We start from the raw sequence: 25,992 nt of genomic DNA, 5'->3' as shown, positions 1-25,992 counted from the left end.
GCGACGCATCACCCCCGCCGCGTTCTCTTGCCACTGTGCACGACCGTGCGACGGCACGAACGACCATGGCTTCTTCCATCCCTCAGAATCGGCAGAATGCATCCCCCCTCGAATGGTCAGCCATGGGCCAGGGCCGCAAGCGAAACGCCGGGGGATCGCCCCCGCTGAACCTCGATTTGCACGATCTCGTCGCCCATCAACGCAGCGTAAACAGCCCACTCGCCTTCGTGATCCCATCGGCAAACGAGCGCAGCGTCACACTCAGCGTACCGACGCCCCGCCAAAGCAACTGCCATGATCGATCAAAAAGCCCCAATCGACGACATGACATTCGTCAAATCCCGAACAAATTTACGCGGATACCAACAGCAGATCACTCCGCCAAGCGGACCGAATGATCGTTATCACTGATTCCACTCGACGGACCGGCTTTTCCACGCCAACAGGGCTTCGGCGAATGCGGCTTGCCGCTGAAAGCAAACGTTCACCATCCTGGCCGGAACCGCTGCTGAGTAATACAAGCATAACCATCAACAACGACACCCCTCTGTTGGTTTTGGCTCAATCCGAAGTCGGGTCGCTTCAGTTCAGGTCGTCTTTGCACGATCCCTAGCGTGGGGCCCAAAACGGCGCTCGCTCGTCGAGCGGCATCATGAGGGATGTGTTTCTTGCTCACGCCTTGCCCCCATTATCGATTTGCATCGTGTCTCACGATTCTGCTCTTTTCGCTGTGCGGAAAATCGGTTTCGTGTGCACAGAGCTTTTCGAGCCGACTGGGTGTCCACACTCAGTCGCTGGAGAACGGTGTCGCGGAAGGCTACTCGGACCTGCGAGCCTTTATCCCAAGGGGCACTCGCGAGAGCATGTTTTTCATCGACGGGCGTCTGCTTCACGGCCACCGCTCGTCGGACGTAGGCTTCAATCTCGGCCTCGGACTGCGAGGTTACCTTGACGAGTCCGATGCAATCTGGGGCATCAACTTGTTCACGGACCAACGTGGCACGCCCTACGCCAAATACAATCAGGTTGGATTTGGCTTTGAGTTCTTAGGCAGCCGGCTCGAAGTGCGTAACAATTACTACTTTCCGTTTGGCGATCGACGCAGCATTTTGTCAACGGCACCATCGAGCGTTGCCGAAGCAGGCGAGAGGTTGTTTGTGTTCGAACAAAACTATTTACAGTACGGATACATTTACAACCAGCAAACGCAAATCGAACAGTCCCTGTGTGGAATGGACCTCGAACTTGGCAGCCGACTGAGGTTGATGGATGGTTTCATCGAAGGGGTGGCCGTCAGCGGATACGGCGGTATTTATGCATTTGACAATCCCGAGCTGGATGATATCTGCGGAGTTTCAGCTCGGCTGAATGCCAAATTTCAAGATAGTTTCGAAGTCGATGTTGGCGTTCAAACCGACAACTACTTTGGCACTCAGGCCACCGTGGGACTGACGCTTTACTCGGACCTTCTAAGCAAACGTTCGCGTCGTTCACCGAACGCTGTCGAAAGTCGCATGAACGATCCTGTCAAGCGACGCTCAGCCATGATGATTGCTCGCGGAGCGATCGGTGCCCCGCCTACCTTCGTTGGCGAGCGGCTCAAAAACCCTGACGGCACAGACATACGCGTTGTCCATGTAGACGGAACTCGCGCAAGGAACGGCGACGGCACGTTCGAAAACCCGCTGAATAACGTCGGGGATGTCCATTCCTCGTCGCAATCAGGCGACATCGTCTATCTCTATTCGGATAGCGTCTTTGACGGCCAACAGACACTCACACTACAAGCGGGTCAGCGGCTCCTTGGCGAAGGCGATCACTACACGCACTACATTGATACATTGCAACTCGGTTTGATCGAATTGCCCAACGTTCGCGGCATCGACGGTGCTAGGCCGGTGATCATGAATTCGACACACACTGCAATCCGGCTTGCAAACAACACGATGCTTGACAACCTGTCGATCCTCGATCCATTTGAAGACGCGGGCATCTCTGGCATCGACGTCGTCGGAGCCCGTATCGTGAACACCTCGATTACCACCAACGCGGACGACCTCTACGGGCTGGCACTTGGCGGAGCGTCGGACGTTCGCATGATCAACAGCAGTATCACCACCAGCGGCTACGACGCCTACGGTATTTTCGCGTCAGATTCATCTAGCGTTACGATGGACCAAAGTCTGCTCACCACTACCGGTGGATGGGCCTACGGCGTGGTTGCACAAGATACTGCATCGCTGCTTTTCGACAACGGCAGCCGCATTACAACGAGCGGACGAAATGGCTATGGAATTGCAGCGTCAGGCACAACGAATATCCAATTTGACAATGCCAGCAGCATTACGACCCACGGGCGGCTGGGAACCGGTATATACGCTACGGAGAATGCCCAGATTCTGTTTGACCACGCCAGCACGATTACGACGAACGGTTTGGGGGGCTATGGGCTTCACGCTCTCGGCGACACAAGCATCCACTTCAACAACGCGAGTCTCATCCGCACTCATGGCGTCAATTCACACGCGGTGACAGCTCTTGAAAGAAGTACGATTTATTTCGATGGGGGGAGCACAATTCATACGACCAACGAGGGAGGCTATGGAATTCTTCTACTGCATGACGCCAAGGCGACTCTTGATAACGCCTGCGACATCCTGACCGAAGGTAGACTGGCCTATGGAGTGCGGGCACAAAACAATGGCAAGCTTTGGAGTGAGCGTGGAAGCTCTGTAACCACTTGGGGTATCGATGCCTATGCGCTGCGTATTGAAATGGATGCGCAAGCTACCATTCGAAACAGTTCAATCACATCGCATCAAACCGATGAGATTCTTGCCAGTTCCGCGTTGACGGGACGCAACATGGCGATCCGCATCGAAGGCAATACGCTCGATGACGGCAATGGCACGATCGTCCTGGACAATAAGAAAAATGCAGGCCTGACGGTTTTAGGGGCAGCCAATAAATCAGAGCTAGCTGCCGACAACGGAATAACAGCAGGTCAAATTACAGAGATCGACACGATCACGTACTCTCCATGATGCATTGGTGACTAGCCACGAACAACCTCACATCGTGCTTCCATTTTGTTGGCCACGACGTTTTCTGCGGCGGTAAACACGATCAACCAGAAATACTCCTCCACAAACGGCCAAACCCGCTACGGATGTAGGCTCAGGAACTGCGGACGCGTCACGCACAAACTCGGCAGTAATCGATCGCACCTGGAACCCAGAGTCAATCTTTCGATCCATATCACCTATCAAGCTGAAACGGGTCACCGGCGATGTAAAGGGAGCACTCGCTAAATCAAAATGCACCAATGATGGATCACCTGCAGTGGTTGTGGAACCAATATTCGCTGAACTAACGCTTGGCGAAATGGCATCGGTAAGGGTGAATCCATGATTTACTGTTTGGTAGCTCGTCAACGTCAACGTTTTGAATCCAGTGAACCGATAGGGACCACCAACAGCATCCAACACCTCAGGCGTTGCGAACGAGAGCAAATAGCCATCAATAATGTCCCCTCCCTGGTTAACGCCCACTCCATTACCGTCTGTAAAAACAAGATTGGGAGCTTCCGAACTAATTTTTAAGACCGAATGGAAAGAACCAAGGGAATCGCTGCCCGGCGCCGCGAACGCCAAAATGTCACCAGATGAACCGGAGGTATTGTTTACGGTTAGCTCAAAGGTAACCACGATTGCGGCGTTTGCCTGGCGACACAGGCATGGCACGAGAACGAAGACCCACGCTGCGACTTGAGTGAGCGTGAAGCCAGAAAGACGCCGATTCAGCAAATCACCCCGCTGCATTTGCGCAACATCGCACGGGCGCGAGCTTGATCGAACTCCATTAAACTGCATTCGCGTTGCATTCTCGCTGGGGTACATCAATTACAAATTCCTTTGAAATTTGACCTTGGTCACGACTGTCATCCGCGACACCTCGCCCCTCGCGAGAGGTAATGATAACTGACGGCAAATGGAACGCAAACGGCAATTCAAGACCTATCGCCAATCAAAATGGGACGGCGTCAAACCTGCTGCTACATGCTTGAATAACGTCCTGTTTGCCCCCCATAGCGTTCCACCCACGATCGCTTCAAACTCATCCGCTTTCGGCCTGTCGCAACTCCGTACCGCACAAAATCGAAACGCCGTTTCGAAACGTCCGTTCACCAGTAGTTAAAAAGGTAAAATCGATCCTGATGCCCCACTCAGACAACGGTTTCTCGGATCCGCCGGACCGAATTGAAACCAATACCAAGAAGTTTCCGGCCGTTTTGATTGCGGTGGGGGTGGTTTTGTTGCTGGCGTTGGCAACGGGGGTGGCGTTTGCTTGGTTGTATCAGGGCTCGGTGCCGGGTACACGTTTGGTGTATTCGGTCCAGCGTTCAGACATTCACTCAGACGCAGTCACAAGCGACGAAATGGTCGAGCCACTTCGGCAACGACTTCGCCACCTTTTTGCTGCTGGACTTGCCGTGCACGCCTTGGACGAGAACCAAGTCGAAATCATCGTGCCGACTCGGGATCCGGTCGAACTTGCCCTTGCCAAACGCTTGCTTCGCACCGCTGGCGTGCTGCGTTTCCTACCGATCGCCAATCAAACTCATCATGCCAATCTTCTGAATTTGGTGAAAGCATCCTCCCAAACGCCTACCGCAAGTCGTGATGTGCTTGACGAGAACGGAAGCGTGGTGGGAAGGTGGGTCACTGTGGGAAGAGACGCCGCAGCAACAACAGTCGACGATGTGACTCCGCTAACCGTGCAATTGAATTCGCTCACGGTGCGTGATGCTCAGACCGGCGAAGTCCTGCAGATGCCAAGCAGTGTGCTTGGGAATGACAGCGAAGTCAAAATCGCTCGCTGGATGAACTCGCAAAATATCCCATCCATCGATGTTCTGGCGGTCGTTGAAAGTGAACACGCGGTCGGGGGTGAGGACTTGGCGTTTGCTGCGGCCACCTTTGACCGAAATGGCAATCCCGCCGTTGCGATCAACTTCACCGATGCCGGCGCCGCCAAGATGCTCGCTTTGACAACCGCCAATGCGCACGTCGGCACCACGCAAACGCAACTTGGCATTGTGCTGGATGACCAGCTGCTGACGGCTCCAAAGATATTGCAGCCGATCCGTAGCGAAGCACGGATTACGGGAGATTTCACTCGCGCCGAAACCGACTTTATCGTCCAGATCCTCAAGGCGGGACAGTTGCCTGCGAAACTAAATCCCGAACCGATTAGCGAAACGCAAGTCTCGGCGTCTTACCGCCTAGTGGATCTGATCTCGCCTTGAGTCGATGGGGGAATGGCCGAAAGTCTTGGCGACTTTCGCTACGGGATCTCAGTTGTGCTCGGTGGACGGAACGGGCGTCGTGTTGGCCAAGCTTTCGATGGGCGCCAGGAATTGACTTGAATCGCGACCGAGTCGCTCGAACACGCCGAGCGTTTCGTTAAAGTCCAACTTGGTGGCAAACACGCGTGACTCGGGCACCAACACGACCGAACCAATCCAGGTGTCGGGAGCACCAGGGAAATAGACCACGACCAACCCGCTGGGCAAACGGTCCGCTTCCATTGCGATCCGGTAGCCTTCGGGACAGGCCACCAACACCGGCGACAACGTCGGCCCGTCGCTGTCATGCTTCAAATTCCCCGCCAACAAGTCTTTGTAGATGGCATATTTGGGAAACACGGTGATCAACTGCTTCTCGACCGTGGACGAGAACTTTTTGCCGATTGCTCGTCTTGCGATCACGCCCGCAGCAAAACACATCATGATCAAAATCGCTACCGCCGCCGAAAACAGGATCGCGATACTAAACGGCTGATTCCCCGGAATCCACTGCTGCAGCGGAACCGCGACCGCCGAGACAACCCCGTAGACCTGGCCTAACAATCCGGCAATGACCGCCAAGGGCAACAAGAAAAAGATACCCCCAATCGCCGTGCTGCGGAGGAAGCCTACGGATTCGTTGATTTTCTTTCGCATACGTTTTCTCGGTTTCGCTTTCTCGGTTTCTCTGCAAACGCTCGGGTTTTCGGCAAACGACAGGGATGCCCGCGTGCCCGAGGCATCCTGATGCAGCGAGTCCGCCAATTAATTGCTGCACAGCATACCGCACGCAAGCGAGCGTTTGCGATGTGGAGTCGGGCCGAAGTCAGGGCGGAGCCATTTCCCAGGCCCAAACGTCCCCGAAACAAGGCGGTAAAAGCAGGGCGTTTCCACACCCAATCGATTGGAAAAAAACACACGATCCCCGGGGGGATCGACTCACTCACTAGCACCTTTTCGTTTGGCCTTTTAAATTACTCGATTCGCACCGCGTGAACCTCCCTCGCAGAGCGAAGTGTCATCTCGATGACCGCCATGACGCAACTCCACACGTTTGCTCCCCTAACCCATTCGTCCACCATGTCGCACCGACTGAAAACCGGCATTCCCGAACTCGACGACCTCCTCGGAGGCGGATTGATCCCAGGCACTCTGACCGTCGTGATGGGGGCATCCGGGATCGGCAAAACCCAATTGGGCGTCGGATTTGCCAATGCGGGGATCGAACAAGAAGGCCAGTCGGGCATCCTGTTCGATTTGACTTCGCGTGGCGACTCGCAAAATCACACCGCGTATGCCGAACGGTTACACGATTGGCGTTTGAGTGAGTTTGAGCCAAACGGCCAATGGGACGCTGCCAAGGTCTGGGACGCCGATTACTCGCGACGCGATTACATGCACATTTTCCAGCACTCGGGACGCCGCGTTACCGCCAACGATCTCGATTCGGACAGTTGGCGTGAATGGAAATACGAGCAGTCCAAAAAACTCGATCAAGCCATCGCGTTTTTCTACGGCAACTTTGTTCATGGGGTTCGCCGCTGTGTGATCGATGGAGTGGAACCGACCGACAAGGCAGCCGATTCGATCCAATTCGAGATGTTCGAATACATCTATCATCAAATCTTGCGTAAAGAGCACGATTGGGTCGCCCGCGATTTGTTTCGAGTGGCGTTCCGCCAGAATCAGGAACGAGTGGAATCACACGCTTACGACCATCGTGACATCGGGTGCACGCTGCTGTATACCAGCCACGAAGTGATGCTGGATGATTTGTTGGTCCGTCCGATTCAAAGCGGCGATGTGCTGTCCAATGCGAACACGATCATCTTGATGGGCAAGACGCGAGACGGAAACAAGATGGGACGCGCGTTGCATGTCGCCAAACATCGCGGCAGTGCGTGCGATGAATCGATCGTGCCTTACACCATCACCGAAGCAGGCTTGCAACTGATGCGATAAACGCCAACGGTCATTTGTTGGTAACTTTCTTGCGAAACTGAGTCGGCGTTTGCTTGGTTTCGCGTTTGAATGCAACGGTCAAGTATTCGGTGTGCTCGAATCCGGTGCGGGTCGCAATTTGGCGAAGCGTCATATCGGTTTCGGCCAACAGTTTTTTGACCCGCATGATTCGTTGCCGCAGGATTTCTTCGTGCGGCGTCCGGCCGATGACGTTTCGAAATCGTGTCTCCAGGACCCGCCGCGAAATATTCACATGTCGGACGATATCGTTGACATTGATACCGGCATACGCATGTTGGCGAATGAACTGAAGCGCCGCAGCAACGTCGGTGTCATCGATCGCTAGAATGTCGGTGGACTGACGTGTTTCAACTCCTAGCGGTTCGATCAACCGCCCTTCCTCGGACACCTCTTCTCCATTCATCATTGCGTCAAGCAACCGCGCCGCTTCAAACCCGGTCTTGCGTGAATTGGGAACAACGCTGGATAGCGGCGGGTCGGCAAGACTGCACAGTAATTCATCGTTGTCGACGCCTAGGACAGCAATCTCTTCGGGCACCGCGATTTCCAGCTCACGGCAAACGTCCAGAACCAATTGCGCCTTGATGTCATAGGAGGCAAATACGCCGATCGGCTTCGGCAGATCCTTCAACCACTGGGCAATCCGCTGACGCTCACTTTCGAACGAGGACGAACTCTTTTCATTGATCGCCGTTTCGTAGCAGTGGAAGTCGCAGCCAGACTTTTCGACCAAATCGCGGAAATAATTTCGTCGCCACGTGGACCAATTGAATTCCGCATCGCCACAAAAACCAAGATGCTTGAATCCTCGCTGCAAAAGGTGCTCCGCTGCAAGCGATGCAATCTCTTCATCATTCGTTTCCACCCAAGGCACGCCGGGGTAGTGACGCGCGGCACTGACGTCCACCACCGGAATCCCGGTCCGCTGGATCGACTCGGCAATCTCTTTGGTTTCAATCCGGGCAATGATTCCGTCGCCCTTCCAACGCCGAAGCCATTCCGGCGGCGGTGCGGCACGTTCTTGTTCGGGCAGATAGATCGACCATGCGTCATGCGAATGGATGTAATCGACGATCCCTGACAACAAGCCTCGCGCGTAGGCGTTGGAAGTTTCGATTAGCAGTGCGACAGACCGACGTCGAATCATCGCAAAAACTCTATAATGGGAACAAAGGGAGCAGAATTGCGCTGAACATTATACGAGAGAAGCCCTCAAAACGCCGCACCAAACCGACGTAAAATTTCTCAAACATTTCGCGTAGCATCTCATCGACGCAGTCCCTGCTGTGACCGACAATGCAACCACGAAATCGTGATGAGTTTCTTCATGTCGTCGCTAAGCTCGTTCGTTTTACTGCAATCTGCCTGCCCTCTTAATCTACCTCCTTCTCATTTCGAAGTCCCTCACGGAGAGAACCGATCATGTCAGAAACCTCAAAGAAGTTGCGTTTAGGGATGGTAGGGCTTGGTTTCGGAGCCGAGTTTATTCCCATTTACCAGGCTCATCCGAACGCCGAAGTCGCCGCGATCTGCCGACGCGACCAAGCTGGGCTCGATAAGTGTGGGGACCAATTTGACATTGGCGGCCGCTACACCTCATACGAGGACCTGCTTGCCGATCCCAACGTGGATGCAGTGCATATCAATTCGCCCATCCCTGATCATGCGTGGATGTCACTCAAGGCCCTCGATGCGGGCAAACATGTCATGTGCACGGTACCGATGGCCACCACGGTCCAAGAGTGCGAGCAAATTGTCCAGAAAGTACGCGACACCGGACTGCAGTACATGATGGCCGAAACGGTGGTTTATAGCCGCGAATATTTGTTTATCAAACAACTCTACGAAAGTGGCGAACTTGGCAAGATCCAGTACCTAGCCGCTTCGCACCCGCAAGACATGGATGGGTGGCCCTCGTATTGGGAAAAGATGATTCCGATGCACTACGCGACGCACGTGGTTAGCCCCTGCTTGGGACTCGTCGGAGGGTTGGCCGAGTACGTTAGCTGCTTTGGATCGGGAACCGTCCGTGATGACATTGCGAAAAAGTCGGGTAATCCATTCGCGGTAGAAACGTGCCACATCAAGATCAAGGACACGGATCTAACGGCGCACATCTGGCGATTCTTATACGACGTCGCACGTCAGTACCGAGAGAGCTTTGATGTCTACGGTACCGAAAAAAGTTTCGAATGGACATTGATTGAAAACGAGCCACATGTGATTCATACGGCCAAGAAGCCCGAGCACGAGATCGCCGAGAAAATCGAAGTTCCAGACTTCGCTCACCTGCTGCCGGAGCCGATCCGCCGCTTCACGCTGCCCCAGGAAATTCACGACGCCGATCACTTGTCATTCTTGCAAGGCGGCGGGCACGGCGGATCGCATCCTCATCTTGTCAACGAATTTGTCAGCAGTGTGCTCGAAAACCGAAGTCCCGTCCCCGATGCAGTCACGAGCGCCAACTGGACTTGCGTTGGCATCTGTGCCCATGAATCGGCGATGAAGGGTGGCCAGGTGGTCCATTTGCCTGAATTCACGTTGTCGCGTGACTTGTCAACTTGTTTGACGACTTAACAACGCCCCGACTTAACAACGCCCCGGCCTAACAACGCCCCGGCTGTTTGATGCGTTGCCTGTGTCACTGGCGCAGGCAACATCCGTTGTCCCGCCCGCTCCCCATCCTCTTTTGACTTATTCGTTATGCACCGCTCGCTTTCCTTTCTTGCATTGCTGTTGTTGGTGATCACATCGATCGTATCGGGGTCGACAGCGGCAGCCGATCCGCTGAACGTCCTGTTCATCGGTGACCAAGGACATCATCAACCCAAACCACGCTTCGACGAGCTCGCACCCGTTTTGAAAGCACGTGGAATCGAGATGACCTATCGCGAAGATTTGGCGATGCTGAATCCCCAATCGCTCGGGCAATACGATGCAGTGGTGCTGTACGCGAACATCGACCATATTGAAAAATCGCAAGCCGATGCGTTGCTGCAATACGTCAAGCAGGGCGGCGGTTTTGTACCGCTGCACTGTGCCACGTATTGTTTTCGCAATGACGACCGGATCGTGGCGTTGATGGGAGCCCAATTCCAGCGGCATGGAACCGGCGTGTTCCGCACCGACATCGCCAACACCGATCACCCAGTGATGCAAGGATTTGGCGGGTTCGAAAGTTGGGACGAAACGTACGTTCATCACATGCACAACGAAAAAAACCGTACGGTGCTCGAGTATCGTGTCGACGCCGAAGGCCGCGAACCGTGGACGTGGATCCGCAGCGAAGGGGATGGACGCGTTTTCTATACCGCGTGGGGACACGATTCGCGGACGTGGACCAACCCTGGCTTTCAAAACCTTGTCGAACGAGGCATCCGCTGGGCAGCCAAACGGGATCCGCAACAAGCGGGCGATTTCCTACAAGACCGAGCGTTTCCGGTTCCCGAGATGACGAAGATCGCCAAAGACGTCAAACCGTTTGAATACCAAGACGTCGGTAGCGAAATCCCCAACTACACGCCCTCGGATAAATGGGGAGTGCAGGGCAAACCGATGAACATGATGCAAAAACCACTCGAACCCGCCGAGTCGATGAAGCATCTGGTTGTCCCCAAGGGATTCCATGTCGAACTGTTTGCATCGGAGCCGGATTTGCAGGGCAAGCCAATCTGCATGGCATGGGACGAACGAGGCCGATTGTGGGTCGCCGAGACCTACGACTACCCCAACGAATTGCAACCGGCCGGCAAGGGACGTGATCGCATCCGCATCTGTGAGGACACTGACGGCGATTGGAAAGCGGACAAGTTCACCGTGTTTGCGGAAGAGCTGAGCATCCCGACCAGCATCACATTTCACGACGGCGGAGCGATCGTTCAAAACGCTACCGAAACCCTCTACCTAAAAGACACCGACGGCGATGACATAGCCGACGTTCGAAAAACGCTGGTCACCAATTGGACGCTCGGCGACACCCACGGTGGCGTCAGCAATTTCCAGTACGGATTGGACAATTGGATCTGGGCGATGCAGGGCTACAACCAATCCAAACCCGTGGCCGACGGAAAACCGCAGCAAGCTTTTCGAATGGGCTTCTTTCGCATGCGTCCCGATGGGTCCGAAGTGGAATTCATCCGCTCGACCAATAACAACACGTGGGGACTCGGCATCAGCGAAGAAGGATTGATCTTTGGCTCGACCGCCAACGGCAACCCCAGTGTCTTCATGCCAATCGCCAATCGCTATTACGAGCGAGTCCGCGGCTGGACGCCATCGCTAACGCTTTCATCGATCGCGGACAGCAACGATTTTCATCCGATCACGGACAAGGTTCGCCAAGTCGATCATCACGGCGGCTACACCGCTGCCGCAGGTCACTCGCTGTACACGGCTCGCGAATACCCTCAGGAATATTGGAACCGAGTTGCCTTTGTGAACGGACCGACGGGACACTTGACCGGAGCGTTTGTATTAAAGCACGATGGCAGCGGATTCACATCGACCAGTCCGTTTAACTTACTTGCGAGTGACGACGAATGGACCGCGCCGATCATGGCCGAAATTGGGCCCGACGGCCAAGTGTGGATCATCGATTGGTACAACTACATCGTCCAACACAATCCAACACCGCAAGGATTCGAAACCGGCAAGGGAGCGGCTTACGAAACGAAGCTTCGTGACAAGAAACATGGACGCATCTATCGCGTGGTATTCGACGGATCTGATGCAAAACCAAGCCCCGATCTGTCCAAGGCGACGCCAAGCGAATGGGTGGCCGCCCTGAATCATCCGACGATGTTGACACGCAAACATGCTCAGCGCTTGCTGGTGGAACGAGGTAAAACCGATGTCACGGAAGAACTGATCAAGTTGATTCAAGACGAATCGACTGACACAATCGGGCTGAACGTCGGTGCGATCCATGCGTTGTGGACGCTAAAGGGACTCGGTGAACTAGACGCCGATGACACCGCGGCAAGTTCGGCGGCATTTGCCGCGCTGCGTCATCCCTCGGCCGGCGTTCGTCAGAACGCGGTCAAGGTGTTGCCATCGTCGACCGCTTCGGTCGATGCCTTGTTAGCCGCCGGCGTTCATCGTGATCCCAACGCCAACACCAAACTTGCGGCGATCCTGGCCTTGTCCGATTTGCCGGCAAGCACCGCCAGTGGCGAGGCGATTGCCCAAATTCTGTCAGAGCCGGCCAATTTGGCGGATCGTTGGATTCCCGATGCTGCTACCAGTGCAGCGGCGCAGAACAGCATCGGTTTCTTGCAAGCAGTTGCCAAAACCCAAACCGTCAATCCCGCAACGAAGCTGCTCGAAATCACGCAACGCGTTGCCGAGCACTACGCGCGAGCTAAAAACGCGGGCGAAATGGAAACGCTGGTGGCAAGTTTGCAAAATGCCAATCGTCAAGTCATTGACGCTGTGTTTGCGGGAATCAGCAATGGATGGCAACGAGATCAAAAGATCGAACTGACCGCTGAACTAGAATCTGATCTGGAATCGCTACTGGACCAGGGTTCCCCGGGAACCCGAGGCGTGATGGTTCGCTTGGCGACTCAGTGGGGAAGCCAAAAGTTCGAGAAGTACAGCAAAGAGATCACCGCAGGTTTTGTGGAAACGCTCAGTGACGAAGACACCCCTGACGCGAAGCGAATCGAAGCGGCTCGAAAATTGGTCGAGTTTAATCCCGCCGACGAGGAAACCGTCTCGTCGCTATTGGATCAATTGAACCCGAGAACGCCTCCCGCTCTTGCCGACGGCATTATCGATGCACTCGAACAGAGCAATTCCGAGTCGCTGGGGCCTCAATTGATTGATCGACTTGCGACGATGACGCCATCGATTCGTTCGGCAAGTTTAACGCTGCTGCTGAAACGGCCCGGCTCGACAAAATCGCTGCTGGAAGCAGCCAAGAAAGGGGACGCCTCGCTGAACGACCTTGCTTTGGACCAAAAGCAATCGCTGGCGTCGCATCCAGACAAATCGATTCGCGAAGAAGCCAAGAAGCTACTCGAAAGTGGTGGCTCGCTGCCCAACGCCGACCGGCAAAAGGTACTCGAAGAGCTGTCGTTCGTCGCCCACACAAAGGGCGATGCGGTCAAAGGCAAAGAGGTTTTCAAAGTCCACTGCGGAAAATGCCATGTTCACAGCGGCGAAGGCTCGGCCGTCGGCCCCGACTTGACCGGCATGGCGGTTCATCCGAAAGAGGAACTGCTGACGCATATCTTGGATCCAAGCCGAAACGTCGAAGGTAACTTTCGCGTGTACACGGTGCTGACACTTGATGGTTTAGTGCTGAACGGAATGTTGGCGTCCGAGTCGAAAACTGCGATCGAATTGTTTGACGCCGAAGGCAAAAAGCACGCGGTGTTGCGGGAAGATGTCGAAGAACTTCTCGCGTCGCAAAAATCAATCATGCCCGAGGGATTCGAAAAGTCGATTAAACCCGAAGAGCTTACCGATCTGCTCGAGTTCCTGACCAAACGCGGCAAACATGTTGCGATGGATCTCAGCAAGGTTGCCTCGGCCGCCAGTGATCGTGGGATGTTTATCGATCCCAATGGCGAAGTCGAACGGCTTGTCTTTGGTGATTGGTCCCCCAAGACCTTCAAAGGCGTCCCGTTTCAGCTGATCGATCCTCGCGATGGCAGCGTGCCAAACGTGGTTGTGCTGCACAGCAACCACAGTCCGATCGTTTCGAAAATGCCCAAGTCCGTCACATTGCCTCTGAATGGACCGGCCAAAGCGATTCATCTGCTCGGCGGTGTTTCCGGCTGGGGTTTCCCCTTTAGCAATGCAAAAACGGTCAGCATGATTGTGCGTATTCATTATGCCGACGGGACATCCGAAGACCACGAACTGTTAAACGAAGTTCATTTTGCCGATTACATTCGACGTGTGGATGTGCCGGAGTCCGAATTTGCCTTTGATTTGTTCGGACGCCAGATTCGTTACCTCGCGGTTTACCCCAAACAGGCCGAGCCGATCTCGACGATTGAACTGGTCAAAGGTCCGGATCGATCGGCACCTGTGGTGATGGCGATCACCGTTGAATCACCGTAATCGGCGAACGCAAAAATCGGTTTCCGCAGTGACAACACGCCTGGTGAGCCCCTTGGTCCTGCCAGGCGTTTTTTCTTTGCGGGTCAATTGATTGGGGCTGGTTCGAATCCAAACCAATGCCATAGACATCAAGGGGCATCGGTCTGGGTTGCCAGCGAATGGATTGCCGCCGCCACACTGGGAGCGACGGTTTGATCGAGCGGGTTGGGCAGAATCATCTCGGCTGTCGGTTCGTGCACACAGGCGGCCAACGCATGAGCGGCAGCGATCTTCATTTCTTCGCTAATTCGCTTGCTGCGGCTATCCAAGGCGCCGCGAAAGATGCCGGGAAAGGCCAGCACGTTATTCACTTGATTCGGAAAATCGCTACGGCCGGTACCCACGATCGCGGCCCCGGCGGCGATCGCATCGGCGGGCATGATCTCGGGAATGGGATTGGCCATCGCGAGGATAATCGGCTTCGCGGACATCGATTGGATGTGGCTTGGTTTCAACAGGTTGCCTTTGCTGACTCCAATAAAGACGTCGGCATCGACCATCACATCTGCGAGGTTGCCCTGTCGATTTTCGCGATTCGTATAAGCCAACAACTCTGTTTTCTCGGGTGACAATCCCTCGCGGTCCTGATGAATCGCGCCGCGTGAATCACAGACGATGACATCAAGAACCGGTTGGCAGACGTTAGGATCGTGTCCTACGCAGCGCAGCAGTCGGGCGATTGCCGTTCCTGCGGCACCAGCCCCATTGATCACCACTCGCATGTCGGTCAGTTTGCGATCGATCACTTTCGCGGCATTGATCAACGCGGCTAACAGCACGATGGCCGTGCCATGTTGGTCATCGTGGAAAACGGGAATGCCCAAGTCTTGCAATTGGTTTTCGACCTCGAAGCATTTTGGCGCTGCGATGTCTTCGAGATTGATGCCACCAAAAACCGGAGCAATCCGGCGAACCGTATCGATGATCTCTTGAGTGTCTTGGGTATCCACGCAAATGGGCCATGCATCGATCCCCGCAAACTCGCGAAATAGCAGTGCTTTGCCCTCCATCACCGGGATGGCCGCGTGGGCACCAATGTTCCCCAGCCCAAGCACCGCGGAACCGTCACTAACGATCGCGACGGAGTTATTTTTGATGGTTAAATCCCATGCTCGTGCAGGATCTTTCGCGATCACCTCACAGGGTCGTGCCACCCCAGGCGTGTACGCGATCGACAAATCGTCGGCTGTCTTGACCGGCATCCGCGAATGCATCCCGATCTTGCCACGCAGTTGCTCGTGAACAATCAAACTTCGCGTAAAGAAGTCGGTCATCATGATTCTCTAGTTGAAAGGAGGAACAACCCAAAACAAACTAATCGCAAAAAAACGACGTTAATTTGCTGCAACCGAAACCACCGTGTCGGCGTGTGCGGCTGTCCTCAACATATCAAACTGAATTCATGTGGGTTGTAGCCGCTTTCGCTGAATGAACTTCATCGTGAAACGAACGATCAGCGGAAAGAGCCCGAGCAGCACAAACGCGCTGCCAATCTGCCACAGTTGACTTGATGTAAATACCGCAGCAATGCCTTTATCTGCCAGCGTTTGCAGGTCGGGAACACTTGAGCCCGCGTAGACGTAAACGGCGGTCCCCGCCAACATCCCAAGCTGGCTAACCCACCAAAACGTGCGAGTGCGAATTGGCGTCAGCCCCATCACCGCATTGATCATAAAAAACGGGACCGCAGGGATCAGCCGCAACGTGAATAAAAAGAACGGACCTTCCTTTTCGAGCGATTCGTTGAAACTTTTCAATCGCTCACCAAATCGATTTTGGATTGCATCGCGAAATAAGAAGCGGCTCAGCAGAAACGCCACGGTGGCGCCGGCGGTCGAAGCGAAGCTGATCAAAACCAATCCGCGAACAAAACCAAAGTACCAACCGTAAACCAGCGTCAACACCGCCGCCCCGGGAATCGACAACCCGGTGGCGAGCACATAAATCCCAAACGCGACCCCGTAGACCAATACGGGATGATCGGCCTGGAACGTCCGTAGCTGAGATTCTCGTTGAGCGAGCGAATCAAGATTCAGCAAATGCCCAAACTGGAGGTAGCCGATGATCGCCGCTGCGACGACGAGCAAAAACAGCCCCGCTTTCTTGACCATCGCTGGTTTCGTAGCGTTTTCGTTTTGTTCGATTTGGTCAGCCATGGTTTGAACTTTAGGTGGAGACCACGATTGAGCGGCTGGATTTGTAAACGGGCGGATTTACAGGAAGGATCTCGATAAACCGTAGACGGACACTAACAAAGATCCTTACAAAAATGCGGTCAAAACCGACATCCTCAATCACCTCAACCATTGGATCGTGCATACAACCTACCCGTCCACAACTCTTTATAGAGAACCATTCCGCGAGTAGCGTTGCAATGGCGTATCAGACCACCAAACCGCCAAAGCCAGCGAAAACGATTGGAAAACGTGGTTTGCTGGAAAAGAAACGAACGTCCAGAAGGTGTGTAGCAGGCGAAGAGTGATGGGTAGGCCGATTCGCTCGGATGCGACTCAATGGTCGAGCTGGGTGATCCCTTGCGATTCCGCGATCAACCAACGCCGATTGGGAGTCAAATCGTCGTAGGAATCCACGTTGCCGCTTGGCCAACGGATCGTCACCGAGCAGCCGGATGGTTTCGAATCCTTCAAACCGAAACGCAACCGACGTTCGTTGCTGCAAAGATAGCCATCGCCCGAGGTGAGCGGTTGTGTCCACACGTCGTCGCCACATTGAAGCTCGACGACGGCTCCAATCGCGTCCCGTGAACTCGATGTCCCCACCAATTGAAATTCGATCCACGACCGGCCTGCTGCAGAATGATTCATCAGCAATGCAACCGGCTCGGTTTGATGTGTTACGAATAGATCGGTCATCCCGTCTCGATCCGCGTCGATGGTCCACAACGCTCGTCCCACATGCAATGAATTCACATAATCTCCTTGCATCCTCGGAGAAACCAATTCGTAACGGCCTTTGACGTTCTGCTCGTAAAGTTGGAAGGGTTGTTCATAGTCGGCGCGAACACCACTCGGAGACAAGATTTGAACGTGTCCGTTGGTTACGACAATTTCATGACGGCTATCGTTGTCCAAATCGACCATCTGCGTTCCGAATGCCACCAACGGAAACGAGCTTGATGCGAGTCCGAAACGATGGGTATCGTCGACCCACGCGTGATGGCCCGTGCCACGATGCAGCACGTTGGACTCGTCTGTGAAATTGGTGACAAACAGATCGAATCGCCCATCGCGATCGACGTCGCCTACGGCAATCCCCATGGATCCCTGCGCCGCACCTCGAGCATCGCCGGCCAAGCCACGCGTCAACGCAAAATCACGTAGCCGATCGTCGGTGTCGGCAGCGAATGACGTCGACCAGTAGTGGTTGTTCGTCATGTCATTCGCAACAAACAGATCGATGCCTGCGTTATCGTCCAGCGCACCGGCAACGATCCCCAAACCACGCCCGATGATGTCGGGTTCCGCTGCGATGTTTTCAGATTGCGGTTGAAAATGCCCAGCGGCGTCACCAATCCGAAACACGTCAGCGTCCGCCGGAAATGCCATTGGCGAACAGGAGGGTGCTGCATCCAATTGCTTCGCAAAGCAGCGATGAGTCGTCAATTGCTCGCCCTTGCAATAATTCAGATACACCAAATCCGCCAACCCATCCGTATTAAAATCGACGATCGCGCCGCTTGTGGACCACGCGGTTTCAGTGTTTGTTCCAAGCCAGTGATCCGTTCCGTCTTCGAAGGTTCCATCGCCTTGGTTTAGATACAGCACGTTGCGACCAAAGTTGAGAACAAGAATGTCAGGAAAACCATCTTCATTGACATCCCCCACGGCAACCCCTTGGCCAAACCCGGTATCCCCGGTGCCAGCCAACGAGGTGGTTTCGCGGAAGTCACCACCGAGATTCCGAAACAGAGCGTTGCTGTTAGAATCGTCGATCCGCGGCGTTCCCCCCGCGGCCGCAAAGTAAACATCGCTCCAGCCATCCAGATCGTAGTCCAACGTACCGCCACCACAGCCGAGCGTATGGTGCAACATGAATCCGGGACGATCGAGGTGTTCCTGGGTGTAGCCAAAGAACTTCACTCCACGCTCGGCCGCCTGATTGACGAGTTTTAACGACGAAATTGAATCGGCATGCCCGCTCTGCTTGATGGCACTTGTGACCAGGAGGGCGTGGTCTTGCGGATTCGCGTTTCGCTCGATCGCCGGCAGAGGCATATGACTGAAATCAAGCTTCAGCTCGGGATGCCCTTGCACTACTTGCCATGGCATGTCGCGGCGAAGCGTGGCAACGACGGAATTGCGATATTCGGCTGCCGATTCGATCGGGTCTCGCGTCAGTGTCAATGCTATTGCGGCCCACGCTTCACATTCCCAGAGACGGCCAAGCTGTTGAAGCGTTTGGGCGATCCCGATTGCCAAACGCTGTGAATCGGCTTGTGCGGATAAAAACTCGCGTCGTTGTTGGTCGAGACGATTCAGTAATCGGGCCCGTGTTTGGACATCGCTACTTGCCGCAATCAACTCAGGCGTGGATCGTTGCTCATCGACTCGTTGCAAACTCGTTTGCAATTTCAACCAACACTCGCTGTCGTCTGCATCTCGGCGTGTTCCCTCCCAGTAGCACCGCACAGCCACTTCATCGAGACTTTGATCACGGGCCCAGTCTCCCAGTGCGATCCAGTAGCGGACATCGGAGTCAACGTCCTCGGGCATTTGGGTTGCCAATCGCATCACCGCATCAAAGTCGCCCGATCGCGCGGCGATCGAAATCGCCAGCAAATGAGCGGGAACGAAGTCGGGGTGACGGGCAATGATGCGACCGAGCAGCGAAGCGGCGTCTTCATCACGACGTTGATCAAAGTGGCGTTTCGCTTTCGCCAGCAGTGGACGCAAATCGTCGGGATTCCGCTCGACCAACAACTGCACCGAATCTTCTTCGAGCGTTCGCGGTCCTTTCGCTGCGAGATCCAGCAACAACTTGAGATCAAATTTGCGTTGTTGGATCAGGACACGTCGATGGGGATCCGCTAATTCAGGCCGCTCAGCCATCGCATAGAAATCGACGAGTTGACGGCGAAAGACGTGATGTTCGGGACGCCGTCCGGTGGTGTTTTCCAGTAGTTCGATTGCGGCATAAAGCCGCCCCATCGAAAGCAGTGCCACCACCGTCTGCTGGACCTGGTTATCGTCGCCATAGGACGTGACGTCGCAAGCGGTCAGCATGAGCTCGGTCGACAACGGCAGATCGCCATTGTGGTAGGCGACCTTAGCTGCCATGAATAAGACGTCGGGATCATCAGGTCGTTCGATCAAAGCGGCGCTGGACCACTGTGACGCGTCGGCCCACTTGGCTTCGGATACCGCTTGCGAAAAACGGCTGTACGCCGACGCAGTTGCAACGGGGTCGACGGCAAATTTGTCTGCGTCCGCTAGTGGTGCGTCTGTGCAACCACCCAATACCGAACACAGAACCAGCAGCACTAGCGGACTGCAACGTCGCATCGCAACGAGATGAATCCCGACAGTCTGAGAATCTAGCAAGACGTATTATTCTTTGGGCAAAGGCTTACTTTGGTCGTAATTCCCTTGCGCAAATCCTTTCTCCATCTTGCGTTGTTCTTCTTCAATCGCGGCGCGGACCTTGGCGATTTCCGCTTCGTTGGCACCGTCTAGAACGCTGGCGGCCTTGGGTTCGCCACACCCAAGATTCAAGCAGAACGTACAGGACAACAGGGCAAGGCATGCAAGTCGTTTCATGGTTAGCTTTCGTGGTTACAGAATCCTGAAGTAACAGTGTCTTCGAGATAACGGTGTGGAATGATCGATCATGAAAATGAAAGGCTTCGCGCATTCGGTATTTGCGTACTCGGCACACGAAGCCTGTTCGTTCGGACTGCTCCGAATCGAACCTCCTGCTAGGAAGGTCCGATGCGAATCCAATTCGTTGCCGTTTAGAATTCGGCGGAAATCGTTTCTTTCGCGGCACGACTGCCCAGCGATCCCCACAAACCATAGGGACTTTGCGCACCGGGCTGGTTCTTGTTCGCGGCGTTACCCCAGCGGTGAACCATCGGAGCGGTCGAATCACCTGCTTCGATCGAGTCGGTGATGAACTTCACCGCCCCGTCGGCCATCAGCACATGCACGCCACCTTGATGACGACTTGACGGCGGCAAGACAATCAAGTCGACGCCACGGTCATAACCACAAACCTCTTTGTTGGGCGGCAAAATTGTGGTCACCATCGTGTACAGCGGCAATCGGCTGAACCACTGATAACCGCGACCGCTAGAGGAACTATCGGTTGGCGTCGAGGAAGCCCAGAACTGAGGACGCTGTGGATCGACCAAACCACCTGTACCACACTCGGATGGATTGTCACGAGGTCCAGGGTAACTCCAGCTTGGACGATCGTAAGAGATCGTTCGCTTGTCTTTATCACCTAGGTCGGTCGCGATTTCTCCCATTGCAATCGTGTTGGACAAACCATCGAGGATGTCACGAAACTTCATCTGCTTGTAACATGCAAAGACACCGCGATCGGCAGCACGCTGCTCATCGGCTTGAGTCGCGTTGAGTGGTTTCCAAGGATTGTCGCTGCGATTTCCAAAGTTGATCCAGCGTCCCGAATCGCCACCACACATGGCATAGTTCGTACGTCCCGCCGCGGGCAATCCAGTCCCCGGATCGCTGGGACAACGAAGCGTTGGCATTTCAGTGCTGTAAGGCACGTAATCCAACCAGTTTTGCGGGCTTGGCCCCATCGCCGGGAAATCAACCGCGCCATCTTTATTAAAGTCGTTCGGATTGCTGATCACTTCCCAGATGGCTTGCTGCTCGATGAACGGGGTCAGCCCCACCAAAGCAGACAACTGATTTTGACTTGCGTTCTTGGTGTTGGACCACCAATACGAATTGCTGAGGGTCGCATCTTCGGTCCCACTCCCCTGAATCGGCAACGCATTGTAGGCGCTGTGGTAGTTATGCATCCCCAAACCAAGTTGTTTGAAGTTGTTGCTGCAGCTCATGCGGCGAGCGGCTTCACGAGCGGCTTGAACCGCAGGTAGCAACAAACCGACGAGCACCCCGATGATGGCGATGACAACCAGCAACTCCACCAAGGTGAAACCGAGACGTGGGGATAGAGGGCGATTCGTTTTCATAAAAATACCTTTGAGAAAAAGACAAAGAGAGACCTTGATTGCGTCGCGTTTTGCCGACCAGAGATGATTCGAACCCAACGTGGACGTGATTCGCAGCCGCCATCCTGGCGAAACAACGTGACCTAAAACCCCCAAAACAACAATTTGGCAACAGGCAAGAAAAGAGTGAAAACAATGAAGGATGCGGAGAGTCCAATCCGCACTCGTCATAGGCGAATGCTAAGAACAACTGCGGCGATCGTCAAATAACACGGGACTCTATGCGACTTTCAGCACCGCACTGAGTTTCGGAGAACAGAAATCTTGTTCTCTCTTTTTGGTATTGATATCGCATCCATCCGCTCATCGAGACGCACGGTCCGACCGACCGATTACAAGAAGCGTCCGATAGTTAACATTTCCAGAAAATGTTTTTTCAATTCGCGTGAGGCAATTTTTTTTTGGAAAATTTCAGTTTTTCAAAAACAGGCCGGCCTTCGATGACATCGCAGCGAGGTGTTTCGAGCGATTGTCTCGTTTCCAGCGACTATCCAAGCGCAACGTCCAAGATCATCATCACCGCGAACCCAAGCATCAGACAAAGCGTCGCCAAATCGTCGTTGCCCTGCTGCTGTGTTTCGGGAACTAGCTCTTCGACCACGACATACACCATCGCACCGGCGGCGAAGCTGAGCGCAAACGGCAGTACCGGAGCAGCGAACACCACCACCGCGGCTCCGATGACGGCGGCCACCGGTTCAACCAGAGCCGAGGCTTGACCGATCATCCAAGCCTTCATTCGGCTTAGCCCTTCGCCCCGTAGCGGCACGGCGACGGCAACCCCTTCGGGCACGTTTTGCAAGCCGATACCGATCGCCAATGCGGCGGCACTGCCCAGGCTGGCCGTTTTCAATCCGCTAGCGGCACTGCCCAGCGCTACGCCGACCGCCAATCCCTCGGGGATGTTATGCAGCGTGATGGCGATGATCAGCAGCACGCTGCGCTGCCACGCGGTACGCGGACCTTCGGCGGATTCGATCGGCAGCCCACGATGCAGATGGGGAAGCAGTTGGTCGAGTCCCCATAAGAAGGCGCCCCCCGCCAGAAAACCGATCGCGGCTGGCAACCAGCTCGGCCACCCCTGTTCTTCGGCGACTGCGATCGATGGCGCAAGCAGACTCCAATAGCTTGCCGCCAGCATCACGCCGCCTGCAAACCCAAGCATTGCGTCGAGCAGTTTGCGATTGACTTTTAACAAGCCAAACACCAATGCGGCCCCCAACGCAGTGAGCCCCCATGTAAATAGGCCCGCGGCAAGCGCTTGGTAGACAGGATCCAATTCTTTTAGCCATGTGATCATTTCGCGATCGCGATGCAGATGATGTGCCACTGGCACGCGGGTTGCCGTGAAGATTGGGTATGGAAAAATGGATCACTGAATTTTTGGAACAGTTTGGCGCTGCAGGAGTAGGGCTCCTGATGTTGGCTGAAAATATCTTTCCGCCCATACCATCGGAAATCGTCATGCCGTGGGCGGGGTACTCGGTAAGCCAAGGAAATGTGTCTTTTATCGCCGTCGTCACGGCCGGCAGCATCGGATCGTTCCTGGGGGCGTTGGCTTGGTATCTGCTCGCCCGTTGGATCGGCAAGGAGCGATTGGCCCGTTGGATCGACGGCCACGGTGCTTGGTTAACGATCACCCGGCGAGACTTGGATCAGGTCGATGATTGGTTTGATCAATGGGGAAGTGTCGCGGTATTGGTCTGTCGGATGATTCCTGGGATTCGCACCTTGATCAGCGTTCCGGCCGGGTTTGCAGCGATGCCGATTGGCCGATTTTCGTTATTCACGGCGATCGGCACCGTGCTGTGGACGGCACTGCTTGCCGGCATCGGATGGTGGCTCGGCGATCATTACAAGGATCTCGCTGCCCCGCTGAGCTGGGTCAGCATGGCAGTGATCGCAGGGATGTTTGCTTGGTGGGTTTGGCGCGTGGTGCGGCAGCGGTCGGCTCGGGCCACAACGTCTTGATCGTTACGAAAGCTGAAAGCCAGCAAGCGGTTGCCGCAACAAAATTCACTTATTTGCACTCACAACTGAGCTGAATTCGATGCTTGATTTGCAGTCCCAATCGCTGACGATCAATTTTGGTATTTTTGCGGTCGCAGCGTTATTTGTGTGGTTGGCGGGCACCAAGCTCAGCAAGTACGTGGACCTATTTGCGGACCGCACGGGACTAGGAAAAGCGTTTGCGGGGGCTTTGCTGCTTGGCGGTGCCACCAGCTTGCCTGAGTTGGCAACGACGTTGACGGCATCCTACTCGGGAGCGGCCGAGTTAGCAGGCAACAACCTGCTTGGAGGCGTGGTGATGCAGGTTGCCGTATTGGCGTTGATTGACGCGTTTGTGCTGCGTGGTCGCCCACTCACTCTCTTTTCACCGCAATCGTCATTGATCATGGTCGGCGTGATGCTAATCGCATTGATTGCGCTCGCATCGGCCGCCGTCACGAGTGGCGAGCTGTACTCAATTGCTGGCGTCGGAGTGTGGCCGATCTTATTGTTTGCAGCCTACGTTTCCTCATTGTGGGTGATCTACCGTTACGAGGGAAAACCACGCTGGGAACCTCGCGGCGAGATTGCCCAGCCGCCCGAATCGGCTCGCGACATCAAGGATGCACATCAACACCAATACCAAGACGTCTCCACCCGCGGCTTGGTCGGCTACTTTGCCATCGCCTCGGCCGTTGTCTTGATCGGCGGCTACTTTGTCGCCGTATCGGGCGAAATGATCGCTGAGCAGACAGGGATCGGGCAAAGCTTTGTCGGTGCCACGTTGGTCGCACTGGTAACGAGTTTGCCCGAGCTGAGTACGACCTATTCTGCGGTCCGTTTTGGAGCGTACAGCATGGCGGCGGCAAACATCCTGGGGACCAACAGCCTCGAGATCGCGTTGTTTCTGCCCGCGGAATTGGCTTATCGCGAAGGCAACCTGTTTGACGCGTTGCAGCCGTCCGCAGCCTTTTTGGCGGCATTGGGAATCGTCGTCACCAGCCTGTATCTATGGGGAATCCTTGAGCGACGCGACAAGACGGTGTTGGGAATGGGAGTCGATTCGTTTGCGGTGTTGGCAACGTACGCCGCTGGATTGGCGGTCTTCTACACAATGTAGTTCACTTACCGTCATCGACTCACCACGCATGCCCCCAAATCGTTGGCATGAGAGTTGCGTCGACTTGTCAAAGGAGTTGTCTTAACAAGGAATTGATTGACCTTCATTTCAGAGAATAAACATGTCTAGCGAACGACCATGCGTGATTGTCACCGGCAGCTCGGGATTGCTTGGTAACCTCACGTGCCGTCGACTTGCCGAAGCTGGCTATGAAGTGTTCGGGTTCGACCGTGTTGGTTTGCCTGAGCCCCCCAAAGCACTCCAGCACGTGCATGACATCGAGTGCGACATCACTGACTACTCTTCGGTTCAAGGCGCCATGCAAAATGTCCGTGGCAAAACCGGTGGCAAACTCGCTAGCGTGGTGCATATGGCGGCCTACTACGATTTCTCGGGCGAAGACAGCGAACTGTACAACACCGTCACCATCAACGGCACCGATCGACTACTGAACGCCCTTGAAGATTTCGAGTGCGAACAGTTCCTATTCACCAGCACCATGTTGGTGCATGCTCCATGTGCAGTGGGAGAAAGAATCCGTGAGGACGATCCGCTTAAAGCGAAATGGCCCTACCCACAGAGCAAGATTGAAACCGAACGGCTGATCCGCGAAGGACACCCCAATGTTCGCTCGGTGTTCCTGCGTGTTGCCGGTGTCTACACCGACGATGGACGTCAACCGACGATTGTCCAGCAGATCAAACGAATCTACGAAAAGGATTTTCAAGCTCGCTTTTTCCCCGGTGATACCGATGCAGGGCAAGCAGCGGTGCACTTAGAAGACGCCGTTGATGCGATCGTCCGCACTGTTGAACGGCGTGATGCGATCGCACCGAAAACCGCAATTTTGATTGGCGAAGAAGAAACGCTGTCGTACCAAACGCTACAGAACCTGATTGGCAAACAATTGCATGGCAAGGAATGGGCGACGATGGAGATCCCCAAACCGGTTGCCAAAGTAGGGGCGGCCGTCAGTGACGTACTGCAGGGCGGCGATGCGTTCATTAAACCGTTCATGGTCGCGATGGCGGACGACCACTACGCCCTGGATATTTCACGTGCCAAAGAGTTGCTCGGCTGGGAACCGAAGCATTCGCTTTCGATGACGTTGCCGAAGATGACGGAGGCGCTCAAAGCCGATCCCGACAAATGGTATAAGCAAAACGGTTTAGAGCGATGAACGCGCTCATCAAGCTTCGACTGAAAAGCTACGCGCAAAAG

Annotated in this window: 18 protein-coding genes; 8 read left to right on the top strand and 10 right to left on the bottom strand. The window is 54.7% G+C overall.

Features of this window, described 5'->3' with window-relative positions; genetic code table 11:
• Positions 1-116 precede the first annotated feature (116 nt).
• Positions 117-296: a hypothetical protein gene (locus ABEA92_RS16915; protein ID WP_345685019.1), complete on the bottom strand. Its 180-nt coding sequence runs from the start codon at positions 294-296 to the stop codon at positions 117-119.
• Positions 297-659: 363 nt separating this feature from the next.
• Between ABEA92_RS16915 and ABEA92_RS16910 the strand changes: the two genes are divergently transcribed.
• Positions 660-3,044 (top strand): inverse autotransporter beta domain-containing protein, encoded by a 2,385-nt coding sequence (locus ABEA92_RS16910; RefSeq protein WP_345685018.1) that lies wholly within the window; start codon positions 660-662, stop codon positions 3,042-3,044.
• A 27-nt stretch (positions 3,045-3,071) separates the two neighbouring features.
• On the opposite strand, the gene ABEA92_RS16905 is transcribed toward ABEA92_RS16910, so the two are convergent.
• Positions 3,072-3,902, bottom strand: coding sequence for a hypothetical protein (locus ABEA92_RS16905; protein WP_345685017.1), 831 nt, complete (start codon positions 3,900-3,902; stop codon positions 3,072-3,074).
• A gap of 314 nt (positions 3,903-4,216) precedes the next feature.
• Here ABEA92_RS16905 and ABEA92_RS16900 point away from each other — a divergent pair, with 314 nt between their 5' ends.
• The gene (locus ABEA92_RS16900) at positions 4,217-5,308 is read left to right on the top strand and encodes a SecDF P1 head subdomain-containing protein (protein WP_345685016.1); all 1,092 of its coding nucleotides are present in this window, start codon (positions 4,217-4,219) and stop codon (positions 5,306-5,308) included.
• Between the two features lie 48 nt (positions 5,309-5,356).
• Here the strand turns inward: ABEA92_RS16900 and ABEA92_RS16895 are convergent, their stop codons facing one another.
• The gene (locus tag ABEA92_RS16895; protein ID WP_345685015.1) at positions 5,357-6,004 is read right to left on the bottom strand and encodes a DUF502 domain-containing protein; all 648 of its coding nucleotides are present in this window, start codon (positions 6,002-6,004) and stop codon (positions 5,357-5,359) included.
• A 423-nt stretch (positions 6,005-6,427) separates the two neighbouring features.
• On the opposite strand from ABEA92_RS16895, the gene ABEA92_RS16890 reads away from it, so the two are divergent.
• On the top strand, positions 6,428-7,309 hold the full coding sequence (locus ABEA92_RS16890; RefSeq protein ID WP_345685014.1) for an RAD55 family ATPase: 882 nt from the start codon (positions 6,428-6,430) through the stop codon (positions 7,307-7,309).
• 10 nt (positions 7,310-7,319) lie between these two features.
• Here the strand turns inward: ABEA92_RS16890 and ABEA92_RS16885 are convergent, their stop codons facing one another.
• Complete coding sequence (locus ABEA92_RS16885) at positions 7,320-8,477, bottom strand: AraC family transcriptional regulator (RefSeq protein WP_345685013.1); 1,158 nt, start codon at positions 8,475-8,477, stop codon at positions 7,320-7,322.
• 275 nt (positions 8,478-8,752) lie between these two features.
• On the opposite strand from ABEA92_RS16885, the gene ABEA92_RS16880 reads away from it, so the two are divergent.
• Entirely contained in the window at positions 8,753-9,907 is a 1,155-nt protein-coding gene (locus tag ABEA92_RS16880) for a Gfo/Idh/MocA family protein (protein ID WP_345685012.1), read from the top strand.
• A gap of 126 nt (positions 9,908-10,033) precedes the next feature.
• Complete coding sequence (locus ABEA92_RS16875) at positions 10,034-14,401, top strand: PVC-type heme-binding CxxCH protein (protein ID WP_345685011.1); 4,368 nt, start codon at positions 10,034-10,036, stop codon at positions 14,399-14,401.
• Between the two features lie 128 nt (positions 14,402-14,529).
• Here the strand turns inward: ABEA92_RS16875 and ABEA92_RS16870 are convergent, their stop codons facing one another.
• From ABEA92_RS16870 to ABEA92_RS16845, 6 genes are all read right to left on the bottom strand, one after another.
• Positions 14,530-15,717, bottom strand: a complete 1,188-nt coding sequence (locus tag ABEA92_RS16870) for an NAD(P)-dependent malic enzyme (protein ID WP_345685010.1) — start codon at positions 15,715-15,717, stop codon at positions 14,530-14,532.
• Positions 15,718-15,840: 123 nt separating this feature from the next.
• Positions 15,841-16,596 (bottom strand): TVP38/TMEM64 family protein, encoded by a 756-nt coding sequence (locus tag ABEA92_RS16865; protein WP_345685009.1) that lies wholly within the window; start codon positions 16,594-16,596, stop codon positions 15,841-15,843.
• A 354-nt stretch (positions 16,597-16,950) separates the two neighbouring features.
• On the bottom strand, positions 16,951-20,001 hold the full coding sequence (locus ABEA92_RS16860) for a CRTAC1 family protein (RefSeq protein ID WP_345685008.1): 3,051 nt from the start codon (positions 19,999-20,001) through the stop codon (positions 16,951-16,953).
• Between the two features lie 6 nt (positions 20,002-20,007).
• Positions 20,008-20,217: a hypothetical protein gene (locus ABEA92_RS16855; RefSeq protein ID WP_345685007.1), complete on the bottom strand. Its 210-nt coding sequence runs from the start codon at positions 20,215-20,217 to the stop codon at positions 20,008-20,010.
• Between the two features lie 194 nt (positions 20,218-20,411).
• Complete coding sequence (locus ABEA92_RS16850; RefSeq protein WP_345685006.1) at positions 20,412-21,623, bottom strand: DUF1559 family PulG-like putative transporter; 1,212 nt, start codon at positions 21,621-21,623, stop codon at positions 20,412-20,414.
• A gap of 526 nt (positions 21,624-22,149) precedes the next feature.
• Complete coding sequence (locus ABEA92_RS16845) at positions 22,150-22,962, bottom strand: ZIP family metal transporter (RefSeq protein ID WP_345685005.1); 813 nt, start codon at positions 22,960-22,962, stop codon at positions 22,150-22,152.
• A gap of 119 nt (positions 22,963-23,081) precedes the next feature.
• Here ABEA92_RS16845 and ABEA92_RS16840 point away from each other — a divergent pair, with 119 nt between their 5' ends.
• The 3 genes from ABEA92_RS16840 (at position 23,082) to ABEA92_RS16830 (ending at position 25,951) form a co-directional block, all read left to right on the top strand.
• Entirely contained in the window at positions 23,082-23,633 is a 552-nt protein-coding gene (locus tag ABEA92_RS16840) for a DedA family protein (RefSeq protein WP_425572452.1), read from the top strand.
• Positions 23,634-23,712: 79 nt separating this feature from the next.
• Entirely contained in the window at positions 23,713-24,771 is a 1,059-nt protein-coding gene (locus ABEA92_RS16835; RefSeq protein WP_345685003.1) for a sodium:calcium antiporter, read from the top strand.
• Positions 24,772-24,892: 121 nt separating this feature from the next.
• Complete coding sequence (locus ABEA92_RS16830) at positions 24,893-25,951, top strand: NAD-dependent epimerase/dehydratase family protein (RefSeq protein WP_345685002.1); 1,059 nt, start codon at positions 24,893-24,895, stop codon at positions 25,949-25,951.
• Positions 25,952-25,992 lie beyond the last annotated feature (41 nt).

It is taken from the genome of Novipirellula caenicola (genome assembly GCF_039545035.1).
GTDB lineage: Bacteria > Planctomycetota > Planctomycetia > Pirellulales > Pirellulaceae > Novipirellula > Novipirellula caenicola.
This window is presented reverse-complemented; position numbering and strand designations above follow the sequence as displayed.